This is a genomic window from Neptuniibacter sp. QD72_48, from assembly GCF_047778065.1.
Taxonomy (GTDB): domain Bacteria; phylum Pseudomonadota; class Gammaproteobacteria; order Pseudomonadales; family Balneatricaceae; genus Neptuniibacter.
Window position 1 is genome coordinate 1,031,500 of sequence record NZ_CP180547.1, and the last position, 18,965, is coordinate 1,050,464.

An 18,965-nucleotide genomic window follows, 5' to 3' on the forward strand; every position below is an offset into this window, starting at 1 on the left:
ATTTAATCACCCCAACGATCCATCCAAACATAGCTTTGAGCGACTATTATTTAGTTAACCTCAATAGGCTTAAGGATGGATTCATGCTTAAACGACTATCATCTCTTCTAATCGCATGTTGGATAGCACTATTCAGCTTTAATGCTTACTCAGCCTCCAAAGCTGAAATCAACGCTAAAAGCACAGAAGCTTTACAAAAGTTTTATCAACACAGCTCGGCTGGACAAAGCTTAGTCCAGCAAGCCAAAGGGGTTTTAGTTTTCCCCGAGGTTTATAAAGCGGGTATAGGCATCGGTGGTGAATATGGTGAAGGAAAGCTTTTAGAAAAAGGTAAAACAACCGGTTATTACACCATTGCTGCGGCATCGATTGGGTTTCAGTTAGGTGCTCAAATTAAGTCAGAGATTATCCTGTTTATGACTGATGCAGCTTTAAAGCAATTTAAGCGGAGTGATGGTTGGGAAGCCGGTGTAGATGGCAGTGTTGCCGTCGTAACAGTAGGTGCGGGTGGCGAAATTGATACCAGCACGATTAAAAATCCAATCATTGGTTTTATTTTTTCTAATAAAGGCTTGATGTATAACTTATCCCTTGAAGGATCAAAGATCAGTAGGAAGAGATGATGAAGAAACTATTTCTAGCACTATGTATGAGTGGTTTAGCTTTGAATGTTTACGCTGCCAAGCCTGAGTGGGCGGGCCAAGGCGCAGATAAGCATCAAGCTAAAAAAGAGGCCAAGCAAGCGGCTAAAAACTACAAAAACAAAGATAAGGATACCGAAGAAGAGCAATCCATCGTAAGTGATACGAAGTCTATTCTGGATGATCTCTTTTCTGACAAAGAGAAAGAGACCATCAAAGATTATTACAATGAAAATGCCAAATCAGGAACAGGTAAATACAAAGGCAAGATGAAGGAGCTGCCTAAAGGTTTGCAGAAAAAGTTAGAACGTGGCGGTGAACTCCCTCCAGGTTGGCAAAAGAAAGTAGCCCGTGGAGAAGTGTTGGATAAAGACTTACGAGATAATGCTGAATATCTGCCTGACGATCTTCTTTCTCGTTTACCCAAAGGTGATGCGGCGATTGAGATTATCAAACTCAAAGATAAAGTCATTAAAGTGGGCAAAGGTGAAGGCACAGTAGTCGACATCATCGATATTGCTGATATCCTAACGGGCGGCAGTGCTAAGTAAACACTGTTCGACCCGAGTGATATGAGTAGATAAAGAATGACCCCAGCGATTAATGCAGCTAAAAAAGCCAAGGTAGCCTATCAAGTTCACGAGTATCAGCACGATCCAAGTGCAGAATCCTACGGCGAAGAAGCTGCGCAAGCGCTGGGTTTAGATCCTGCCCAAGTCTTCAAAACCCTCCTCGTTGCGATCGGTGGTGACAACAAAAAACTTGCTGTCGGTGTTGTACCTGTGTCAGGTCAGCTAGATCTAAAAGCAATTGCTACGGCGCTAAAGGCAAAGAAAGTCACTATGGCAAACCCGCAAGATGCAGAACGTGCAACGGGTTATGTTGTGGGAGGCATCAGCCCATTAGGCCAAAAGAAACGTCTGCCACTTATTTTGGATGAAAGTGCAGGCAACTTTGAAACTATCTGTATGAGTGCTGGCCGTCGAGGTTTAGAGATCGAGATGTCAGCAGAGGACTTACTTAAGCTAACTTCTGGAAAGATGGCGGCAATTGGGCGTTAAGAGTATCCTAAATTCCTAAATTTTAGTATTCAAAAAAGGAAGCAGAGAAAAATGATCTCACTTGAATTTTTGATTACCTCTCTTATTGTGGTACTTATTCCAGGAACCGGTGTTCTCTACACAGTAGCCACTGGGTTATTTATTGGTAAACGTGCCAGCTTATTTGCGGCGTTAGGTTGTACGATCGGTATTGTGCCATCGCTTTTAGCAAGTATTTTGGGATTGGCAGCGATTTTTCATGCCAGCGCTGTGGCCTTTCAGATCGTTAAATTTGTTGGTGTTGCCTATCTTCTGTATTTGGCATGGTCGATGTGGCGTTCATCGTCATCTCTTGCATTAGATCAGAAAGAGAAAGAGGCCAAATATAGTGTTATTGCTATGAAAGGCTTTTTAATCAATATCTTAAATCCTAAGCTATCGATCTTCTTTCTCGCTTTTTTGCCACAGTTTGTCTCACCTGAAGTTGGCTCGCCATTAATGAACATGTTTGTGTTGGGTCTTATCTTTATGATGATGACCTTTGCTGTGTTTGTGATTTATGGATTTTTAGCAGGGCGGTTTAGCGAATTTGTTGTTGGGTCTGAAAATATTAGCCGGATGATGCAAAAGATTTTTGCCGGCAGTTTTACTTTGTTAGGTATGAAGTTGGCGTTTAGCGACAGGGGTTAAAAACTCTTGAATTAAGCTCTCATGGTACTTTTAATACTGAGAGCTTAGCGAATTCTGTACTACTTTCTGCAGCAAAAATGCTTAGTTTAAACAACTAAATGCATCTTCTATAAGGTCTTTAATCTCTGCTTGATTGTTAACCCTTGAGTAAGAGCGAACTCCGATCAGTTGCATCTGTAAGAACCGAGCAAGTCGGTTAGCATCTTGTTGAGTTTCTAACTCCCCTTCCTGCTTAGCTTGGTTTAGTAAGCGCGCAAATGCATTTTCCATTACCTTCATCAATCTCCGTGCTTCCTCAAGGAGCTCTTTATTATCAGTGTTGAGCTCAGAGATAGTTTTAACCAGCATACACATCTCATTCGGACGGATTTGATTACTATCTAGCGCAGACGTAAAAATGAACTTTTTTAGAGCCAACAGGGGAGATGATTGTGCCTCTTCGAAGCTTTCCAGTCGCTTCAGCATCGCATTGGTATAGTAATTTAGAGTTTCCTTAAATAGCCCTTCCTTACTACCAAAGCACGCGTAAATACTGCCGGGATGCATATCAATGCACTCTTGGATATTACGCATAGAGGTTGCGTGAAACCCTTTTGCCCAAAACAGATGCGTTGCTTTTTGAATCACCTGCTCACGATCGTATTTAACTGTATTAACCATAGAGATCAATTTTTTTGAACATTTGTTCATATTTTATCTTGAACAAGTGTTCATTTCTAGTTATGATTCTAAATGTGAACAGTTGTTCAAATATGGCTGGCTTGATCTGTTTTTGTGGGGAAGGCGTTCTAGCGGAGGCTAAATCGATTAGTAAATGGAGATATAATGAGTAAGTTTAAATTACACACGATGGAATCAGCCCCTCAAGGGACGAAAGCGCTTTTTGAAAACTCGTTGAAAAATTTTGGCATGATTCCAAACTTGCATGCTGTGCTAGGCGAAGAGCCTGCTGTACTGGAAGCTTATCAGCAGTTACACACCCTGTTTCAACAAACTGACTTTAATGCAGCTGAGCTAACAGTAGTTTGGCAGACGATTAATGTTGAACACGGCTGCGAGTATTGCGTGCCAGCGCATAGCTTGATTGCAGACATGATGAAGGTGGATCCCGCTGTCAATGAGGCGTTAAGAAACAAAACATCCTTACCTACGCAAAAATTACAAGTCTTGCATGACACAACACTAGCGATTGTTCGTGAGCGAGGACGTATCTCTGATGAGCAGCTTGAATCATTCTTCGCAGTTGGTTTTGAACAAAAGCATCTACTAGGGGTTATTTTGGGATTGTCGCAAAAGGTAATGAGTAACTATGTAAATTACATAGCTCAGACTCCTTTGGATGAGAAATTCCAAGCTTACACTTAGCTAGTAATAAAAAAGGCGAGCACTATTAAGTGTTCGCCTTTTTAGTAAATGGGGAGTTAGTTAGATTGTATTGATCTAAACTGTAGCCGGAAGAATACGGCTGCTGTTGCTGTCAACAGTGCAGAAAATGCCATTAAGCCTTCTGCCATAGTGATACCGAACAGAAGTTCAGGGGTATAGCCACAAGGCTCCCAAGGAGCAAAAACCGATGGGATCCATTGATCCAGTGCAAACCAGTTAGGCAGACCGCTGTCCATACTGCAACTATCTACTATCCAGTTGCGCTCTACTGCTAGGGTTTTCCATGAGCGTTCTACGAGACCAATACCGACTACGAGTGTTAGCAAGTGACTTAGCTTACTCAGGCATCCATGTTTACGCGTAAACAGTCCGAATATAGCGACGATGATAAGAGCGAAAAGCCAGATGCGAATATGGATGCATAAGACACAAGGGTAGTAGTCCAAAGCGTACTGGTAATAGAGGGCAATTACCTCCATGCTGACGCCGATGAAAATTAAGCTTAACCAGAAAAAAGCAGAACGGCTAAGGCAAGTTAATTTGTCCAACATTAACAAGTCTCCCAAACAGTGAACGAATATCTGAGTCACTTCAGATGATAAGGTTCAAGTTCTTACTAATAAAAGTACAGATATCAATAAATTTTCATTGGGCAAAAAAAACCGAGCGCTGAGGCTCGGTTTTTTAGATTAAGGGTTCGCTTAAGCTTCTAATGCGTTGCGGATACGACCCAGCGCATCTTCTAGCACTTCCATGCTAGTTGCGAAAGATAGGCGCATATTACCCGGCGCACCAAATGCAGAACCTGGTACAAGAGCAACGCCCGCTTCGTTAAGAAGAAACTCCGCCAATTCGATATCGTTAGCAAAACGATCATCGTTATCGATCACTTCTTGGAAGCTTGGGAATGCGTAGAACGTACCATCAGCAGGGATGCAGCTCACGCCGTTGATGCTGTTTAGTGTGTTAACAACATATTCGTGGCGTGCTTTAAATGCTACAACCATCTCAGCTACACAATCTTGAGAGCCTTCAAGTGCTGCTTGCGCTGCAACTTGCGCAATCGAAGTTGGGTTAGACGTACTCTGAGATTGGATCTTCTTCATTGCGCCAATCAATGCAAGCGGGCCAGCTGCATAGCCGATACGCCAGCCAGTCATAGAGTATGCTTTGGATACACCGTTTAGAACAATTGTGCGCTCGTAAAGCTCTGGGCAAGCGTTAAGGATGTTTACAAATGGCTCATCGTTAAAACGGATGTGCTCATACATATCATCAGTCGCAACTAGTACTTGCGGGTGTTTAAGTAGTACTTCAGCTAGCGCTTTCAGTTCCTCCAGTGTATAAGCAACACCTGTTGGGTTTGAAGGGCTGTTAAGTACAACTAAGCGTGTCTTATCTGTAATTGCTGCTTCTAGTTGCTCAGCAGTCATCTTGAAGCGTTGTTCCTGAGTTGTCGTTACAATCACAGGGACAGCGTCCGCCATTTTTACCATGTCTGGGTAAGATACCCAGTAAGGTGCGGGTACGATGACTTCGTCACCTTCATTTAGCAGGGCTAAAGATAGGTTAAAAAAGCTTTGCTTACCGCCACAAGAAACAAGAATCTGGTTAGCAGCATATTCAAGACCGTTATCGTTCTTGAATTTGTTAATAATGGCTGTCTTTAATGCCGGTGTACCATCTACAGCGGTGTATTTTGTGAAACCTTCATTCAACGCCTGGATGGCAGCCTGTTTGATATGATCCGGAGTATCAAAATCGGGCTCGCCAGCGCCCAGGCCAATAATGTTCTTACCTGCCGCGCGCAGTTCAGCTGCACGGTTAGTAACCGCCAGCGTTGGAGAAGGTTTGATGTTGTTGACGCGGTCTGAAAGTTGAACGTTCAAGCCTAAGTTCCTCGATAAGAATATCTGCAGTGCAGATACCGACATTAATCAGCAGAAATCCCGCTTTAAATATTGTGTTAGCAGGGAGTTTCCAAACCCGCACATGATACAGCAAACAGTAGCCCGCATGAATCCTGTTTGAGCGAAAAAATACCTTTTCAGATCAATAAATTGATTAAAGGAAACTTTTTTCTCTTAAGAGCGGTCTTTTTAATACGTATTTATGCAAGTAAAAGTAGCAGCTGCTGAGATATAATGCTCAGCTTTGCTCGAAATTGGGTCGCAGAATGAAAGAACGATTTAAAGTCCACTCGAAGTTTACGCCCGCAGGTGATCAGCCGCAGGCCATTAAAGAGTTAGTTGATGGCATTGATAGTGGTTTGGCCTCACAAACTCTTTTGGGTGTAACGGGCTCAGGTAAAACGTTCACTATTGCGAATGTGATCGCTCAGGTCCAGCGTCCCACCATTATTATGGCCCACAATAAGACCTTGGCTGCCCAGTTATACGGGGAATTTAAAGAGTTTTTTCCGGATAATTCGGTTGAGTATTTCGTATCTTATTACGATTACTATCAACCGGAGGCCTACGTACCTTCTTCTGATACCTTCATCGAGAAAGATGCATCGATAAATGACCATATCGAGCAGATGCGTCTGTCCGCAACTAAAGCATTGTTGGAGCGAGACGATGCCATTATTGTTGCAACGGTTTCTGCAATTTATGGTTTAGGTGACCCAAAATCCTATCTAGGCATGATGCTTCATGTGGATCGTGGCGATATCATTGACCAGCGCGCGATTCTGCGTCGCCTAGCAGAGCTGCAATACACACGAAATGATGTTGAACTTCACCGTGGTAATTACCGGGTGCGTGGTGATGTCATCGATATATTTCCAGCAGAATCGGAGAAAGAAGCAGTTCGCATTGAATTGTTCGATGAAGAGATCGAAGAGATCAGTTACTTCGATCCTTTGACCGGTGAAGTATTACGACGTGTGCCACGGGCAACGATTTATCCGAAGAGCCATTATGTAACGCCCCGAGAAACGCTTTTGGCGGCTGTGGATAAAATTAAAGATGAGCTTCGTGAGCGCCTGGAGCAATTACGGGAGAATAACAAACTCGTCGAAGCTCAGCGTTTAGAGCAACGTACCCTATATGATATGGAGATGATCATGGAGTTGGGTTACTGCTCGGGTATAGAAAACTACTCCCGTTATCTATCAGGTCGTGATCCTGGCGCGGCGCCGCCGACCTTGTTTGATTACCTTCCCGATAATGCTTTGCTGGTCTTGGATGAATCTCACGTGACTGTTCCTCAGATTGGCGCTATGTATCGTGGTGATCGTTCCCGTAAGGAAACATTAGTTGAGTTCGGTTTCCGTCTACCTTCGGCATTGGATAACCGTCCTATGAAGTTTGAAGAGTGGGAACGTGAATCGCCGCAGATGATTTTTGTATCAGCAACACCGAGTAAATACGAGGCAGAAAATCAGCAGCAGGTGGTGGAACAGGTGGTACGACCGACAGGACTTGTTGATCCTGTGGTTGAGGTGCGCCCAGCGTCAACGCAGGTGGATGATCTTCTTTCTGAGATACGGTTAACGGTAGCTAAGAAAGAACGTGTTGTCGTTACCGTTTTAACCAAGCGTATGGCTGAAGATCTCACCGAATATTTGGATGAACATGATGTCCGAGTACGTTACCTACATTCAGATATAGACACAGTTGAGCGTGTCGAAATTATCCGTGATCTCCGGATCGGGGAGTTTGATGTTCTGGTCGGCATCAACTTGCTTCGTGAAGGTATAGATATGCCGGAGGTGTCTTTGGTAACAATCTTAGATGCGGATAAGGAAGGCTTCTTACGCTCAGAAACTTCCATGATCCAGACAATCGGCCGTGCAGCACGTAATGTCAACGGTAGGGCTATTTTGTATGCCGACAAAATTACCGGTTCGATGCAGCGTTCTATGGATGAAACAGAACGTCGTCGTCAAAAGCAGATCGCCTTTAACGAAGCGAATGGTATTGTGCCACAAAGTATCAGTAAATCTGTGGCTGATATTATGGAAGGGGCGAGTACCGTGCCTGGCCGCAAAGCTTCTCGCACAGCTAAGAAAGTAGCGGAGCAGGCTGCCGAATATCAAGTGGATGATGCGGCGCAGTTATCACCAAAAGAACTATCTAAAGCGATTACTAAGATCGAAGATAAAATGTATGAAGCGGCGAAAAATCTGGAATTTGAATTGGCCGCTAAATATAGAGACGAGCTACAAACACTGAAACAGCATACTTTTGTTAACTAATATTGATGCAGGATTGAAGTTTTATCATTTGGATAAAGCTTGGCTACACTGATTACTAAACCGACAGCTGGTTGGAAAACAAGCTTGTAGTTTATAAATGGAGTTAGATTGATGATTAAGTGGCTACTGCCAATAGTTGTTGCTGTTGTGTTTTCGCCAAGCGCAATGTCTGCAGAAAAAGCTGGGCATGTACTGTTAAGTGTGGGTAGCAATACAGCTCAGTTGCCTAAGAGCGATGTTAGGCTGTTGAAGCGGAAATCTGAAATTTACTCTCTTGATAGTATTGCTACTGGATCTAAAGGGCGCTTACAGATTCGTTTTACGGATGGCTCACGCCTCTCTCTTCGCCCTGATACCCTTTTTAATGTTGAAGAATATCGTTTTAGTGAGAGTAATCCTAAGGATGGTAAATCGGTTTATCGCCTTTTAAAGGGCGGTTTGCGAACGTTGACGGGTGCAATCAGTGATAACAATAAAGAGAATTATAAGGTCCACACGCCTATAGCTACCATAGGTGTTAGAGGGACTCACTACACCCTGTTTTATTGTGATAAAACCTGCCAAGAAACAACGAGGGCGCAAATGGGCCTCTATGGGTATGTCTTAGAAGGGGAAATAGTTGTCAGTAACAACTCAATTAAGGCGCCGATTAAGGTGGGGCGCTATTTCTTTCTTGGTGGAGACGGTAGCAACTTAAAAATCCGCCAAACGCCTTTCAAACTGTTTGAATTATTCCAAGATATGGGGCCTGATTTAATGTCTGAGACAGGGAATAGTCATATACCTGCAATGAACGTGGATGAAACGCCGGATTTGCATTTAGATGTTACGCCTAATATAGATCTGGATACTACACCTAGGGGCGATGGGGCTAAAACGTCTCAGCCAAATCGTAATGAAAGAACCTATCCCTAATTGATCTATATACTATATTCCTACGAATAGTATGGTTATGAGATGGCACTAATCTCAAAACATTGATACTGTTTGAATTTTTATATCCTCTTAAACTGGGAGAGTGTTAAGAGTGGGCAAGTTAGCTAAGTATGGGTCTGCGATTTTCTTATATTGCCTTTCCTCATTTGTAGTGGCTGATACAGTCACTGATCTGAAAAATTTAGTTGATCAGGGTAAGTATAATCAAGCCTATCAATTAGCCTTGTCTCACCTAGATAGTTTGGAAGGTGACCCTGCTTTCGATATGCAGTACGGGGTCGCAGCGATCGATAGTGAGCACGTTAGTGAAGGTGTATTTGCACTTGAACGCGTTATCTTTTTAGAACCGAATAATTCTTTAGCAAAACTTGAATTAGCGAGAGGTTATTACCTTTTAAATCAGTATGAGAAAGCTGAGCAGCTATTCTTACAAGTGAAAAAGGTTAACCCTCCAAAGGTAGTTGCCAATCGTATCGAGCAGTACCTCTCCCTTATCGATAAGAAAACAACAATTCCTCCAACTAAGTTCACAAGCTTTGTTGAAATGTGGGCGGGTTACGATAGTAATCTGAACGCAGGACCTGATGATCAGACCAATGTCGTTATTTTAAGTAATGATGCATTAGGCAAAGACGACCAGTTTAATCAGGTTCGTCTTGGTGGCTTTATAGAACACGCGTATAGCCCAGACGCTGCTCTTCTATTTGGAGCACATGCAGATATGCGTTTTTATCATGCGGAAGATGAACAAGATTACAAGAATGTTACGATTAATGGTGGTCACCTTTGGAAAATGGATGATCAGCAGTTTCAGATTAATATTTCTCTACAAAAGTACCTGTTAGACCGTAAACAGTACCGCGATATGTTTAGTGTAAATGGTCAGTGGAGTACACAGGTTAGCCGTAATTCAATTGCTAAATTCTTCGTTGGCGCTAATTCACTTGTTTATGATGATGCAGATTGGAAGGATGCTCTGCAATTAAATGCAGGGGTTAATTACCTTTATGCTGGAACAGGGGCATGGAGCCCTCTTTATTTTGTCGGAGGGTTCATAGGTAATGAAACACCTGAAGAGTCCAATATATTGTCGGATTCACAAGTCGATAGAGTCTTTTTTGGTGGAAATATAGGCGTTCAATTTAGCCCACAAGAGAATCTGAAATTTACACCTTCTTTTACGTATCAAGGAAGTGAATATGCTAGCAATGATTGGATTTATGGCGTGAAACGTCATGATAAATACATGTTAGCTAATCTAAATTTTGAGTGGGTTGTAGATCCTTCTTGGACTTTATTAGGAAACTATAGCTTTACGAAATCTAATTCAAATATTGAACTGTATGAGTATGACCGACAGCAGGTCATGCTCGGGCTTCGTTACAATTTCCAGTGAGGTGATAATTTATGAGATTTTTTATACTTGCCTCTTTCATGCTAATAGCTAGCAGTTTTTCTCATGCTACGGGAAGTGTCGGTAAAGTCATTCTTAGTTTTGGGCAGAATATTGCGGTCTCTTCGTCAGGTGACGAGCGTGCTTTGAAGCGTCAATCTGAAGTATTTAGTAATGATGTACTAAAAACCAGTCACAATGGCCGCTTGCAGATTCGCTTCACAGACGGCTCTCGTTTGTCCTTAAAACCTAATACCGAATTCAAAATTGATGATTACCATTTTGATGAGACAAACCCCGAAGATGGCAAAGCAATTTATAAGCTACTGAAAGGTGGTATGCGAACTATATCGGGTCAAATTGGTAAGGTGGATAAGGGCGATTATCAACTGGATGCTGTTGTTGCGACAATCGGTATTAGAGGCACAGACTTTAGCGTTGAAAAAGTAGGTGAAAAAATAAGTGGTTCTGTTAACCAAGGTAAAATAAATGTTGCAGCTAAGCAGGGGGATAACCGAGATATTTCTGCAGGTAGATCCTTTAGTCTACTAGGCCCTAAAGGCAAAATTAATGAATTTAAAACACTTGTAGTAGCAGATAGTTCCGAAGAAAGTAGCGAAACATCGGGTACAGAAGAAGAGACTGACGGACAGGAAGAGAGTGATGCAACTTCCGAAACTGATGAGGCTACCTCAGGAGACTCTCAAGAAACAGAAACAAGCGATTCTTCCGGAGCGGAAAGTAGTGATGATTCTGCAACGACATTGGATTTAAGTACAACAGTAACAACGACAAGTAACAGTCTTGATAGCTCTATTCCAGCAAGTGATCCTGTGTCTGAAGCTAATACGCAGGACTCAACCCTAACCTCTCCTAACCCTACAGGTTCTGGTACTGCTGCTCCTTTAGGAAGTATGGTGGCTGTTGCGTTTACAGGGTATGACGCTCTAAAAGGTTTAAATGGAAGTTCTGGTCGGGTATTAGTTGACGGTCAATCGGCCATTACTATTGATAGTAATCTAGGATCAGGGGATTTGATGACAGGTTTAGTCTATTTTGATTCTAGTACATCCTCTGATAATGACTGCACACCTTGTAGTTTTACTGGCCCTGCCTCTATTGCAAGCCTTACGGACAATGCTACTAAGAAGGTTGGAGGAGTAAATGTTACTTGGGGACGTTGGGGGACTGATTACACGGTGATAGAAGATGGTTCTGAAGTGGAAACTATAGGAAGTTTTCACTTTATGTATGCAGATAGTCTGACTCCAGCCTCAGTTATTACAGCCAAAACAGGTGATTATGTTTACCGCCTAAGTTCGACAGCAGGAGGTTATACGTCACCGCAAATTGAAACAGGAGCTACCGGTTCATTAAATAATTTCTCCACTAGTCCGGGCTCTGGAGGTCATTTATACAGCGGTACGTATTTCCGAGTAGACTTTGATAGGCAACAGTTATTAGAAATTGGTATAGAAGCAAATGTGGCAGGGCGAAACTATCTATTGCGAGAAGACGCAAATGCTAACATGAGTTTGAATAATATTCTAAATGGCAATGACGTTAAAATATCCGGTACATGTTCAGGTGGCGATTGTGGTGCTAATACAGATATGTCAGGGCGGATGACAATTGATTTTGTTGGCGATGCTGCAGAAGGTGCTGTAACCAGTTATGGAGCTACTGGCGAAAATGCTGGAAGTGGGACTACAGGAACAATTTCTGGGACTATTTTGTTAGAAGGAAAGCTATCTCCTTAATTAGGAATGGTGTTTTATAAATTAATGATATCACCGTGATGTAAACGGTCTATCTGCCAGTTCGGTAATAATTTTCGGCACTGTTGCATAATCGTATCTTCAAATCCTGGTTTAAGGTGGGTAATCATGATACGGGTAGGATGGTTTAACAGGGCTAACTGGTTGACGAGATGACTAGGTGTTAAATGACCGCTCAAGCGAGCGAGTTCGTCTACTTCATCAGTAAATGATACATCGATAATTAGTAGATCGGGCTTTTGTGTATTAAGAATGGGCCAGAGCAAGTCATTGATACCTGTATCACCACTAAAGGCAAATGAGGCTTCTCCATCCGAAACTAAGTAGCCTGCAGTGGGCGAAGGATGTACTGCAGGGATAACTTCGATCATTTTTCCTTGTAGGGTTAATTTATCTCCTACATTTACTGAGTGAAGTTTAATGATTGGGTTATCTTCAGGTAAACAGGTGTAATCAGGCCAGATGGTCCAGTTAAAAATATGTGTTTCGAGAGCTTCAACTACTTCAGGTAACGCGAAAACGTTAATAGGACTTTTATGTCGGTCATAAATAGTCGCTAACATGAGCGGAAGGCCAATAATATGGTCTAAATGAGCATGGGTTATAACAACATCTTGAATTGCGAGCATTTGTTCCATTTTTAACAGTTCAACACCTGTACCAGCGTCGATTAGCAAGGAATCGTCTAATAAAAATGTTGTTGTTTTTAAACCATGGCCGATACCGCCACTGCAACCAAGAATTTCCAGCTTCACTTCCCACCTCTGGTGCGGCTATCTTTAATTAGAAAACTATAATACTGACATTATGGTAGTAGAGCATGACAAAAGCGATAGAAAAGGATACACAGCAGTTTTATTCTCGTTTAACTAAAGTGCTGAGTAAGATCCATCAGGCTAAAAGCTTTGAAGAAGCTTACCCTCTGGTCGAAAAGACATTACTCGCTTTGTTTAATGCTCAGCGTATCACCGTATACCAACGAAATCGCTCGAGCAAGGATATTGTATCCCGCTTTAAGACAGGTGAAGATTTAACTGAAATTCGTGTGCCTATTACAGCATCATCTATCGCAGGCTTTGTAGCACTAAGTAAAAAAGCAATAACAATCAAAGATGTACGAGACTCTTCGGAACTCGAAAAAATACATCCCTCTTTACGCTTTAATGCCTCCTTCGAGAAAAATATAGAGTTCACTAGTCGTTCGATGTTAGTCCTGCCTATTTTGTATCAAGATGTACTATTAGGCGTCATACAGATAATAAATCGGCAAGATGGTAAATCTTTTTCAGCGATTGATTTAAAAAGAGGGCGGCAATTTGCTGAGCTACTTGGGCAAAAGTTCCGTTATGATTTTGGTTGTACAGAAACACCGTTTGAATACCTTTTAGAGCAAAACCTAATTGAACAGAAAGTGTTTGATCAATTAGAAAAGAAAGCTGATGCTAGAACGCCACTGACACGATTGTTGAGAGACAATGCCAGACTGACTAGCCAGCAAATAGGGCAGTCATTAGAGTGCTTTTATCAAGTCCCTTTTGTTGCTTATAACCCAGAAAGATATTTTCTCCACCCTTTATGTGAAAAGGTAAATAAGGCTTATCTGCGTAATAGTAATCTTGTTTTATTGTCTGAGCAGAATAGTGAGACGGTCTTAATCTTAATTGATGACCCCAATGATACTAAGCGTCTGATCGAAATTAAAAATGTAGTAGGTCAAAGAGATGCTCATATATGTGTTGGTTTATTAGATGATATTCATCAGTATCTAGGGGTCGTTTCTTCAGGAGGGAAGCAGGATAGCGCCAACCTCAGTACCATTCTCGATGAGTTAGATGATAGTGCTGAGATGGATATGGATGAGACGGTTGCGGAAAACGATGAAGTTTCAGAGGAAGATTCAACCGTTGTTCGTTTAGTTAACCGTGTATTACTGGATGCTAAGCGGCTTAGGGCGTCTGACATTCATATTGAACCAGGAAAAGGTAAAACACCGACTAATGTTCGTATGCGTATAGACGGTGTTTGCCAAGATATCATTCAGGTCCCTGCGACGCATGCTAAAGCAACAGTATCGCGTATCAAAATTATGTCTCGTCTAGATATTGCTGAAAAACGCCTACCTCAAGATGGAAAGTTTGCGGTGCGTTTACAAGGCCATCCTCTAGAAGTTCGTGTTGCGACAATACCTACCGTGAATGGCGAGGGTGTTGTTATGCGTTTGTTGCAAAGCGGTGACCCCGTTGCTTTTGATCAGCTTAATTTTGTTCAGTCAATTCAAGACGGAGTTAAAGAATTACTGGAAAACCCTCACGGTATTTTATTGGTAGTAGGACCAACAGGTTCAGGTAAAACTACCACCCTGCACGCGCTGCTGGCTACTTTGAATACGCCAGAAAAGAAAATTTGGACGGCTGAAGACCCTGTTGAAATTACACAGCCCGGTCTGCAACAAGTCCAGATACAACCAAAAACTGGTTTTACCTTTGCTGCGGCATTGCGTGCATTTTTACGTGCTGACCCAGATATAATTCTGATTGGTGAGATGCGTGATCAAGAAACTGCCCATGCGGCAGTAGAAGCATCGTTAACAGGTCACTTAGTTTTATCAACATTGCACACCAACTCTGCACCTGAAACCATTACCCGTTTGCTTGATTTGGGTATAGATCCCGTCAGCTTCTCCGATGCTCTCTTAGGTGTACTGGCTCAGCGTCTAGTAAGAACGCTATGTCCAAGTTGTCGTAAAGCCTATAAAGCTTCAAATGATGAGATCGCTTTTTTGCTGCGTCGGTACGGTGAGCAGGCGGGTGAACTGATTATGGGAAATAAGGTGGAGCTTTATAAAGCTGTAGGTTGTGAGGAATGTAACCATACTGGGTATCGAGGGCGCACAGGTATCCACGAGCTATTGATTTCGACTCCGGAGATGAAAGAAAAAATCTACCAAGGCGCAACAATTGGCGAAATTCGTCAACAAGCGATATCAGATGGTATGCGTAGCCTACTGCAGGATGGGATACAGAAAGTACTTAAAGGCGACATCGATTTCGATCAACTGCGCAGAGTGACGGCAGAATAAGCGATGAAACAACGTTGGATACGAACTGTTTTAGGGCTAGTACTCACTTTTGTGATGCTAATACCCGTGATTCAGGGGAATCGACTTGAGCTGTTAGAGCGTTTTGAATATGACCTCTATGATCTGCGGTTACGACAGTTTTTGTCTGAGGAAAAAGATCCACGCATTGTTATTGTCGATGTAGATGAGAAAAGTTTGGCCGCCGAAGGGCGATGGCCTTGGAACCGAGCTAAGTTGGCGCTAATGTTGGACCAGCTTTTCGACCAATACGGTGTAGCTATTGTTGGTTTTGATATGGTCTTCTCAGAGGCTGATCAAAGTGTCGATCTATCTGCACTTAAACAACTGGCATCAGAATCAAAAGAGAAAACTTTAGATCAGCTTCTGGAAAAATTAAATTCTGACGCTATTTTCTCGAAAGCGATTGCCGATCGTCCTGTCGTGTTAGGATATCTTTTTGACCGAAGTTTGAAAAAACTGCAGATAGGTCATCCCGGTAGTCCGGTCATTAGTGATGATGAGCGCTTAGATCGGTTACCCATACCTGAAGCGAGTGGAATTATCTCCAGCCTTAATGAACTTCATAGTGTAAGCGTATGGAACGGCTTTTTTGATAATCCAATGGTGGATTCAGATGGTGTTTACCGTCGTGTACCGGTGTTGCAACGTTATGCGGATGAATACTATCCCTCATTAGCGCTTTCTATGCTTTTGGCGTTGTTTGGAGAGCAAGCTGTGACTGCAGTGATTGAGTCGGATGTCACTGGCAAGCAAGACGCCTTAGTGGCTGTCGATGCTGCAGGGGTGCGTATTCCAGTAGATCAACATGGTGCGGTACTTGTACCGTATCGAGGCCCTCAAGGTAGTTTCCCATATATATCAGCTACCGATGTAATGCGCGGCACGGCCGATGCAGAACAGTTGGAAGGAGCGATTATCCTTGTCGGCACCAGCGCTGCTGGCTTGTTGGATCTGCGAGTTACCCCAATGAGTAACCGTTACTCGGGGGTAGAAGTGCATGCAAATATATTATCCGGGATGCTGGATGAACGTATCCAACACCAACCGGATTACACTTTGGGTGTTGAGCTTATACAGTTGATAGTGAGTGGTGTCTTACTCTCGTTGATCATTCCACGCGTTTCTGTTTTAACTTCGACGTTATTCACATTAGTCTGGGTTGCTATGCTGGTGGGTGTGAATCTTTACGCTTGGCAACAGATGTTTTGGGTTATTCCGTTAGGGTACACCTTAATTCTAGTATCCGTACTTTATCTCTTTCAGCAAACCACAGGTTACTTTTTCGAGGCACGCAATATAGCTCAATTGGCAACTCAGTTTGGTCAATATATTCCCCCGGAAGTAGTGGAAGAGTTGAGTGAGCAAGATCAAAGCGTACAGCTCAGCGGTGAAAACCGTGAGATGAGTGTGTTCTTTTCTGATGTGCGTGGTTTTACTAGTTTGTCTGAGCAGCTTAATCCGCAGCAATTAACCCGATTGATGAATATTTACCTCACAGGTATGACTCAGATAATCCATGAGCAACGTGGCACTGTAGATAAATATATTGGTGATGCCGTGATGGCCTTTTGGGGCGCGCCACTGAAAGATGAGAATCATGCCCGTAATGCATTGAATTCGGCGATGAAGATGCTGGATGCTCTACCTGAATTGAATAAGCAGCTTGAACAAGAGGGCTTACCGACCGTTGACGTAGGTATGGGAATTAATAGTGGTCCAATGAATGTGGGTAATATGGGATCGAGTTTCCGTATGGCTTATACCGTGATGGGGGATGCAGTAAACCTTGCCTCAAGGCTGGAAGGGCTGACCAAATATTATGGAACACCACTTTTAGTTAGTGGAGAAGTAGTATCTCTGGTGCCGGAGTATAGTTATCGGAAGCTGGATCGCGTACAGGTTAAAGGTCGTAGTGAGCCTGTAGATATCTATGAACCTATCTGTTTGCGTGAAGCGTGCACTACTCAACAGAAATCTAGTATCGAACTCTTTTCTTCAGCGATAGCGGCCTATGTTCAAAAAGAGTGGGTTTTGGCAGAAGAACGATTTGGGCAATTCCTTTTAGATCACCCTGATGACAAGATGACACGAATCTATCTTCACCGTATTGCCGAATTCAAAGATGTTCCGCCAACTGCTGACTGGCGTGGCGTTTATAGCCACACCAGCAAATAAACGATTAATTTAAGCCGGGTAGGGATGTTGGATCAAACTCATCGATCTGACGTGGTGTCATATGCGATTGAGCATATTCTAAATATGTACCGCTTTCGACAAACAGCTTGAATAGATCTGCATCCAGATGATTATCTTCCACCATCCGACCCAAGATAGTCATTGCTTGCGATAGCAGCATGCCTTTCTTGTAAGGGCGATCAGGTGAAGTCAGTGCTTCAAAAATATCAGCGATACACATAATTCGCGCACGTGTTGATAAATCTTCTGCTGTGATCCCTCTAGGATAACCGCTGCCATCCATATGCTCATGGTGGTTACAGGCAATTTCAGGAACTTCGGATAGTTGTTTGGGATATTTCAGGGATTCCAGCATGTCGATCGAAACTTTTATGTGATCGCGCATCACTTGACGTTCGTCATCGGTTAATGTGCCTTTACTGATACATAAGTTATCCACTTCATCTTTAGAGAGTAGATGGCGTGCGTTGCCTTCACTATCAATCCAGCTTATCTCACTGATACTGACCACTCGTGCTTTGTCTTCAGGAGCCATAAACTCAGAGCCAGTATTAGATTTACGAATAAAATCGAAATCGATATCTAGCTGTTGTAGTTGAGCGGTCAGCTTTTGCTCAGCAGATGCATATTCTTCAGTTGATAGTTGCATCTGTTGTTGCAGTAACTCAATTTGCAAATGTTGTTTGTATTCTCGAAAACGGGATTCAACCAGATCTATCCGATCAAACATTGTGTGTAGTTTTGTTGCTTTATCAATGATGTATTCAGGCGTGGTAATCTTGCCGCAATCGTGAAGCCATGCTGCGATCCGCAACTCGTACATCTCTAGGTCATTAAAGCTAAGATCAGCAAACGTTCCATCAGTTGCGTTGTTAACTGCTGAAGCAATTAACATGGCTATTTCTGGTACTTGTTCACAATGCTTACCTGTAACGGGTGACTTATGGTCTATTGCACGGCCAATCAATTTAATGAATGACTCAAATAACATTCTTTGAGCATCGATTAAGCGGCGTTTAGTTAATACTGCAGCTGCAAGTGATGCCAAAGATTCGACTAAATGCTGTTGGGTATCTGGGAAGGCAATGATGTTGCCATCATTATCCATAGCATTAAGTAACTGCAATACACCGATTATTTCCCCTTCATGGTCTTGTAAAGGCACACATAAAAAGGATTTTGAACGGTAATTTAGTTGCTTATCGAACTTACGTGTTCCTGAAAAATCATAGTCGTCGCAGTCATATACATCGGGGATGTTGATGGTTTCCCTCTGGACGAAGGTTTGAACCACAACTAGTTTGGAGGCTTGTTGTTGAGCATTGTGGATCTCTACCGCAGGGAGGTCGCGAGGCTTTTGATGAATGCCTAAAGAACGGTTATGAAGAACAGAAAATTTTAGCTCGTTTTCATTATCTTCATTAAGAGTATATAGGGTTCCGCCATCCGCATTGGTTAGGTACATACACCCCAAAATAATACGATCTAGCAGTTTTGAGTGATCTTTCTCAGATGTTAAAGCGCCTGTTAGATCGGCTAATTGTTTAACGACTTCCTGAGTGTCTAAGTAACTCATAGAGGTTCCAATATAAAATCCAAAATGC

The 18,965-nt window shown here is 42.7% G+C and carries 16 protein-coding genes; 11 read left to right on the forward strand and 5 right to left on the reverse strand.

From position 1 onward, the window contains the following. Positions 1–83 precede the first annotated feature (83 nt). The 4 genes from ACMXYX_RS04495 to ACMXYX_RS04510 are packed head-to-tail and all read left to right on the forward strand — an operon-like array spanning position 84 to position 2,371. A complete protein-coding gene (locus tag ACMXYX_RS04495; RefSeq protein ID WP_415906539.1) occupies positions 84–623 on the forward strand; it encodes a YSC84-related protein in 540 nt (179 codons plus the stop codon). Continuing rightward, complete coding sequence (locus ACMXYX_RS04500) at positions 623–1,192, forward strand: hypothetical protein (protein WP_415897714.1); 570 nt, start codon at positions 623–625, stop codon at positions 1,190–1,192. Before ACMXYX_RS04495 ends, ACMXYX_RS04500 begins: the two co-directional genes overlap by 1 nt. 36 nt (positions 1,193–1,228) lie before the next feature. After that, complete coding sequence (ybaK, locus tag ACMXYX_RS04505; RefSeq protein WP_415897715.1) at positions 1,229–1,702, forward strand: Cys-tRNA(Pro) deacylase; 474 nt, start codon at positions 1,229–1,231, stop codon at positions 1,700–1,702. Between the two features lie 51 nt (positions 1,703–1,753). Next, positions 1,754–2,371: a LysE family translocator gene (locus ACMXYX_RS04510; protein WP_415897716.1), complete on the forward strand. Its 618-nt coding sequence runs from the start codon at positions 1,754–1,756 to the stop codon at positions 2,369–2,371. 81 nt (positions 2,372–2,452) lie between these two features. Here the strand turns inward: ACMXYX_RS04510 and ACMXYX_RS04515 are convergent, their stop codons facing one another. Further along, positions 2,453–3,061: a TetR/AcrR family transcriptional regulator gene (locus ACMXYX_RS04515; protein WP_415897717.1), complete on the reverse strand. Its 609-nt coding sequence runs from the start codon at positions 3,059–3,061 to the stop codon at positions 2,453–2,455. A gap of 135 nt (positions 3,062–3,196) precedes the next feature. On the opposite strand from ACMXYX_RS04515, the gene ACMXYX_RS04520 reads away from it, so the two are divergent. Then, the gene (locus ACMXYX_RS04520) at positions 3,197–3,736 is read left to right on the forward strand and encodes a carboxymuconolactone decarboxylase family protein (protein WP_415897718.1); all 540 of its coding nucleotides are present in this window, start codon (positions 3,197–3,199) and stop codon (positions 3,734–3,736) included. A gap of 56 nt (positions 3,737–3,792) precedes the next feature. Here the strand turns inward: ACMXYX_RS04520 and ACMXYX_RS04525 are convergent, their stop codons facing one another. Together ACMXYX_RS04525 and ACMXYX_RS04530 are read right to left on the reverse strand one after the other, a co-directional pair. Continuing rightward, positions 3,793–4,308 carry a disulfide bond formation protein B gene (locus ACMXYX_RS04525; RefSeq protein WP_415906540.1) on the reverse strand — a complete coding sequence of 172 codons (516 nt, stop codon included), beginning with the start codon at positions 4,306–4,308 and terminating at the stop codon, positions 3,793–3,795. Positions 4,309–4,458: 150 nt separating this feature from the next. Continuing rightward, entirely contained in the window at positions 4,459–5,646 is a 1,188-nt protein-coding gene (locus tag ACMXYX_RS04530) for a pyridoxal phosphate-dependent aminotransferase (protein WP_415897720.1), read from the reverse strand. Positions 5,647–5,933: 287 nt separating this feature from the next. Here ACMXYX_RS04530 and uvrB point away from each other — a divergent pair, with 287 nt between their 5' ends. From uvrB to ACMXYX_RS04550, 4 genes are all read left to right on the forward strand, one after another. Then, the gene (uvrB, locus tag ACMXYX_RS04535) at positions 5,934–7,958 is read left to right on the forward strand and encodes an excinuclease ABC subunit UvrB (RefSeq protein ID WP_415881931.1); all 2,025 of its coding nucleotides are present in this window, start codon (positions 5,934–5,936) and stop codon (positions 7,956–7,958) included. A 111-nt stretch (positions 7,959–8,069) separates the two neighbouring features. Continuing rightward, a complete protein-coding gene (locus ACMXYX_RS04540; protein WP_415897721.1) occupies positions 8,070–8,873 on the forward strand; it encodes a FecR domain-containing protein in 804 nt (267 codons plus the stop codon). A 112-nt stretch (positions 8,874–8,985) separates the two neighbouring features. Next, the gene (locus ACMXYX_RS04545; protein ID WP_415897722.1) at positions 8,986–10,290 is read left to right on the forward strand and encodes a surface lipoprotein assembly modifier; all 1,305 of its coding nucleotides are present in this window, start codon (positions 8,986–8,988) and stop codon (positions 10,288–10,290) included. 11 nt (positions 10,291–10,301) lie between these two features. Further along, complete coding sequence (locus tag ACMXYX_RS04550) at positions 10,302–12,047, forward strand: FecR domain-containing protein (RefSeq protein ID WP_415897723.1); 1,746 nt, start codon at positions 10,302–10,304, stop codon at positions 12,045–12,047. A gap of 14 nt (positions 12,048–12,061) precedes the next feature. Here ACMXYX_RS04550 and ACMXYX_RS04555 read toward each other — a convergent pair whose 3' ends face one another. Then, positions 12,062–12,820 carry an MBL fold metallo-hydrolase gene (locus tag ACMXYX_RS04555; protein ID WP_415897724.1) on the reverse strand — a complete coding sequence of 253 codons (759 nt, stop codon included), beginning with the start codon at positions 12,818–12,820 and terminating at the stop codon, positions 12,062–12,064. A 65-nt stretch (positions 12,821–12,885) separates the two neighbouring features. Here ACMXYX_RS04555 and ACMXYX_RS04560 point away from each other — a divergent pair, with 65 nt between their 5' ends. Both ACMXYX_RS04560 and ACMXYX_RS04565 read left to right on the forward strand, forming a co-directional pair. Further along, positions 12,886–15,144, forward strand: a complete 2,259-nt coding sequence (locus ACMXYX_RS04560; RefSeq protein ID WP_415897725.1) for a GspE/PulE family protein — start codon at positions 12,886–12,888, stop codon at positions 15,142–15,144. Between the two features lie 3 nt (positions 15,145–15,147). Further along, complete coding sequence (locus ACMXYX_RS04565; RefSeq protein WP_415897726.1) at positions 15,148–17,340, forward strand: CHASE2 domain-containing protein; 2,193 nt, start codon at positions 15,148–15,150, stop codon at positions 17,338–17,340. Positions 17,341–17,344: 4 nt separating this feature from the next. Here ACMXYX_RS04565 and ACMXYX_RS04570 read toward each other — a convergent pair whose 3' ends face one another. Then, a complete protein-coding gene (locus ACMXYX_RS04570) occupies positions 17,345–18,937 on the reverse strand; it encodes a GAF and HD-GYP domain-containing protein (RefSeq protein WP_415881924.1) in 1,593 nt (530 codons plus the stop codon). Positions 18,938–18,965 lie beyond the last annotated feature (28 nt).

What these genes read in the sequence shown, in the direction of transcription:
- ACMXYX_RS04495 (WP_415906539.1), top strand. Translation starts at nt 84, where the DNA reads ATGCTTAAACGACTATCATCTCTTCTAATCGCATGTTGGATAGCACTA.
- ACMXYX_RS04500 (WP_415897714.1), top strand. Translation starts at nt 623, where the DNA reads ATGAAGAAACTATTTCTAGCACTATGTATGAGTGGTTTAGCTTTGAAT.
- ybaK (WP_415897715.1), top strand. Translation starts at nt 1,229, where the DNA reads ATGACCCCAGCGATTAATGCAGCTAAAAAAGCCAAGGTAGCCTATCAA.
- ACMXYX_RS04510 (WP_415897716.1), top strand. Translation starts at nt 1,754, where the DNA reads ATGATCTCACTTGAATTTTTGATTACCTCTCTTATTGTGGTACTTATT.
- ACMXYX_RS04515 (WP_415897717.1), bottom strand. Translation starts at nt 3,061, where the DNA reads ATGAACAAATGTTCAAAAAAATTGATCTCTATGGTTAATACAGTTAAA.
- ACMXYX_RS04520 (WP_415897718.1), top strand. Translation starts at nt 3,197, where the DNA reads ATGAGTAAGTTTAAATTACACACGATGGAATCAGCCCCTCAAGGGACG.
- ACMXYX_RS04525 (WP_415906540.1), bottom strand. Translation starts at nt 4,308, where the DNA reads ATGTTGGACAAATTAACTTGCCTTAGCCGTTCTGCTTTTTTCTGGTTA.
- uvrB (WP_415881931.1), top strand. Translation starts at nt 5,934, where the DNA reads ATGAAAGAACGATTTAAAGTCCACTCGAAGTTTACGCCCGCAGGTGAT.
- ACMXYX_RS04540 (WP_415897721.1), top strand. Translation starts at nt 8,070, where the DNA reads ATGATTAAGTGGCTACTGCCAATAGTTGTTGCTGTTGTGTTTTCGCCA.
- ACMXYX_RS04550 (WP_415897723.1), top strand. Translation starts at nt 10,302, where the DNA reads ATGAGATTTTTTATACTTGCCTCTTTCATGCTAATAGCTAGCAGTTTT.
- ACMXYX_RS04560 (WP_415897725.1), top strand. Translation starts at nt 12,886, where the DNA reads ATGACAAAAGCGATAGAAAAGGATACACAGCAGTTTTATTCTCGTTTA.
- ACMXYX_RS04565 (WP_415897726.1), top strand. Translation starts at nt 15,148, where the DNA reads ATGAAACAACGTTGGATACGAACTGTTTTAGGGCTAGTACTCACTTTT.
- ACMXYX_RS04570 (WP_415881924.1), bottom strand. Translation starts at nt 18,937, where the DNA reads ATGAGTTACTTAGACACTCAGGAAGTCGTTAAACAATTAGCCGATCTA.